3 protein-coding genes, 1 tRNA gene and 1 rRNA gene are annotated in these 3,174 nt (G+C 57.3%); 4 read left to right on the plus strand and 1 reads right to left on the minus strand.

Annotation, left to right across the window (positions count from 1 at the left end; genetic code table 11):
- Positions 1 to 110: ribosomal RNA gene (gene rrf, locus FEM54_RS28760) — 5S ribosomal RNA — on the plus strand; the annotation flags it as partial.
- Positions 111 to 554: 444 nt separating this feature from the next.
- Here rrf and FEM54_RS28765 read toward each other — a convergent pair.
- Positions 555 to 639 (minus strand) — tRNA-Leu (locus FEM54_RS28765).
- A 108-nt stretch (positions 640 to 747) separates the two neighbouring features.
- On the opposite strand from FEM54_RS28765, the gene queA reads away from it, so the two are divergent.
- The 3 genes from queA to yajC form a co-directional block, all read left to right on the plus strand.
- A complete protein-coding gene (gene queA, locus FEM54_RS28770; RefSeq protein ID WP_138453875.1) occupies positions 748 to 1,812 on the plus strand; it encodes a tRNA preQ1(34) S-adenosylmethionine ribosyltransferase-isomerase QueA in 1,065 nt (354 codons plus the stop codon).
- 5 nt (positions 1,813 to 1,817) lie between these two features.
- Positions 1,818 to 2,933, plus strand: coding sequence for a tRNA guanosine(34) transglycosylase Tgt (gene tgt, locus FEM54_RS28775; RefSeq protein WP_003175976.1), 1,116 nt, complete (start codon positions 1,818 to 1,820; stop codon positions 2,931 to 2,933).
- 43 nt (positions 2,934 to 2,976) lie between these two features.
- Positions 2,977 to 3,174: preprotein translocase subunit YajC (gene yajC / locus FEM54_RS28780; protein WP_138453876.1), on the plus strand; the 198-nt coding region annotated here is incomplete at its 3' end.

Raw genomic sequence — 3,174 nt, forward strand, 5'->3', positions numbered from 1 at the left:
GACCATAGAGCATTGGAACCACCTGATCCCATCCCGAACTCAGTAGTGAAACGATGCATCGCCGATGGTAGTGTGGGGTTTCCCCATGTGAGAGTAGGTCATCGTCAAGATTAAATTCCGAAACCCCATTTGCGAAAGCAGATGGGGTTTTGTTTTGCGCGCTCGAAAAGAGTCCCGCAAGCTATTCCGCGAAAAAGCCACCATCAATGCGCACTAACGGGTGCACAGCACGCGTCAGGACGCCTCCAGAAGCTCGCCTCCTTGCCATTCCAGAAGACTGGCTCGATGCTCATATCGACATGGGTGCCGACGCTCTGCTGCATCCCAGGTTCATCAGATCGTGCAAGGTCGTTATTCAGGTCGAGGGCGGTAGGATAATCGCAACGCTCCGACGGCCTCTGAAGGCGCTCACGAGGTTTTGAAAGGGCTTATGGTCATAGGGCTTGTTCTTTCATGATTTTGCCTTCTGGGCGCCATTGCGGCGGCCAGCGCTGGAATCTCACTTTTCTACAGACGAAAAAAAAGACCTTGAAATTCAAGGTCTTTCTTTAAGATGGTGCCCCGAGGGAGACTCGAACTCCCACTCCTTTCGAAAACGGATTTTGAATCCGCCGCGTCTACCAATTCCGCCATCAGGGCTCAATGGCGGCGAAGTATAGAGATGAGATTACCGTTGGTCAATCACGTTTCATGGTCTATTTTCACTATTTCCGCTAGACTCCCCGGCCCTGCTAGACGAACCCTATCATGCGCGTTGCTGACTTTACTTTTGAGCTCCCTGATTCGCTGATCGCTCGCCACCCTTTGGCCGAGCGTCGCGCCAGTCGACTGCTGACCCTGGACGGGGTGAGTGGTGCCCTCGCACACCGCCAATTCACTGATTTGCTTGAGCATTTGCGCCCAGGCGATTTGATGGTGTTTAACAATACCCGGGTGATTCCGGCACGGCTGTTTGGCCAGAAAGCGTCCGGCGGCAAGCTGGAAATTCTGGTGGAGCGGGTGCTGGACAGCCATCGCGTGCTGGCCCATGTGCGCTCCAGCAAGTCGCCGAAACCCGGCTCGAGCATCCTCATTGATGGCGGTGGCGAAGCCGAGATGGTTGCACGCCATGACGCGTTGTTCGAACTCAAGTTTGCCGAGGAAGTGTTGCCACTGCTGGAACGCGTCGGCCATATGCCGCTGCCTCCCTATATCGACCGCCCCGACGAAGACTCGGATCGCGAGCGCTACCAGACGGTGTACTCGCAGCGCCTCGGTGCTGTCGCCGCACCTACAGCCGGGCTGCATTTTGACCAGCCGCTGCTGGATGCGATTGCCGCCAAAGGCGTCGAAAGCGCTTATGTGACCCTGCACGTGGGGGCCGGCACGTTTCAGCCGGTGCGTGTGGATAACATCGAAGACCACCATATGCACAGCGAATGGCTGGAAGTCAGCCAGGAAGTCGTGGATGCGGTGGCGGCGTGCAAGGCGCGCGGCGGTCGTGTTGTGGCGGTGGGCACCACCAGCGTGCGCTCGCTGGAGAGTGCCGCGCGCGATGGCGTGCTCAAGCCCTTCAGTGGCGATACCGATATCTTTATTTTCCCGGGCCGGCCGTTCCATGTGGTCGATTGCCTGGTGACCAATTTCCATTTGCCGGAATCCACGCTGTTGATGCTGGTGTCGGCCTTCGCGGGTTATCCCGAAACAATGGCGGCGTATAAAGCTGCCATCGATAATGGATACCGTTTTTTCAGCTACGGTGATGCGATGTTTATCACCCGTAACCCTGCGCCGACTGCTCCTAAAGAAGCGGGCCTTGAGGAGCAACTATGAGTCGTATGTCGTTTGAATTGTTGGCCACGGATGGCAAGGCTCGTCGTGGTCGCCTCACGTTCCCGCGTGGCACCGTCGAAACCCCGGCGTTCATGCCAGTGGGCACTTACGGCACTGTAAAAGGCATGCTGCCGCGTGACATCGTCGCGACCGGCGCCGAGATCATCCTGGGCAACACCTTCCACCTGTGGCTGCGCCCGGGCACGGAAGTGATCAAGAAGCATGGCGACCTGCATGACTTCATGAAGTGGCAAGGCCCGATCCTCACCGACTCCGGTGGTTTCCAGGTATTCAGCCTGGGTGCCATGCGCAAGATCAAGGAAGAGGGCGTGACTTTCGCCTCGCCGGTGGACGGTTCCAAAGTGTTCATGGGCCCTGAAGAGTCGATGCAGGTGCAGCGCGACCTGGGCTCCGACATCGTGATGATTTTTGACGAGTGCACGCCTTATCCCGCGGATGAAGATGTCGCGCGTATCTCCATGGAACTGTCGTTGCGTTGGGCTCAGCGCTCGAAAAACGCCCACGGCGATAACACTGCTGCGCTGTTCGGTATCGTCCAGGGCGGCATGCACGAAAGCCTGCGCAAGCGCTCGCTCGAAGGCCTCGACAAAATCGGCTTTGACGGCCTGGCTATCGGCGGTCTGTCGGTAGGTGAGCCCAAGCACGAGATGATCAAGGTGCTGGATTACCTGCCGGGCCTGATGCCCGCTGACAAACCTCGTTACCTTATGGGCGTTGGCAAACCGGAAGATCTCGTAGAGGGTGTGCGCCGCGGTGTGGACATGTTCGATTGCGTGATGCCAACCCGTAATGCCCGCAATGGGCATCTGTTCATCGATACAGGCGTGCTGAAGATCCGTAACGCGTTCCATCGCCATGATGATTCGCCGCTGGATCCCACCTGTGACTGCTACACCTGCCAGAACTTCTCGCGTGCTTATCTGCACCATCTGGACAAGTGCGGGGAAATGCTGGGTAGCATGTTGAATACCATCCACAATTTGCGTCACTACCAAGTCCTGATGGCTGGTTTGCGTGAGGCTATTCAACAGGGTACATTGGCCGCCTTCGTCGATGCCTTCTATGCCAAGCGCGGGCTCCCTGTGCCGCCCTTGGACTGAGTTTTCCGACCCTAAGATTCACTATTTGCAACTGGAGTGCTAAATGAGCTTTTTTATCTCTAATGCCATGGCTGACGCCGCTGCGCCTGCCGCCGCCGGCCCTATGGGTGGTGGTTTCGAGTGGATTTTCCTGGTCGGCTTCCTGGTCATCTTCTACCTGATGATCTGGCGCCCACAGGCCAAGCGCGCCAAAGAGCAGAAAAACCTGCTAGGCAGCCTGCAGAAAGGCGACGAAGTTGTG

This window comes from Pseudomonas edaphica, from assembly GCF_005863185.1.
GTDB classification, from domain to species: domain Bacteria; phylum Pseudomonadota; class Gammaproteobacteria; order Pseudomonadales; family Pseudomonadaceae; genus Aquipseudomonas; species Aquipseudomonas edaphica.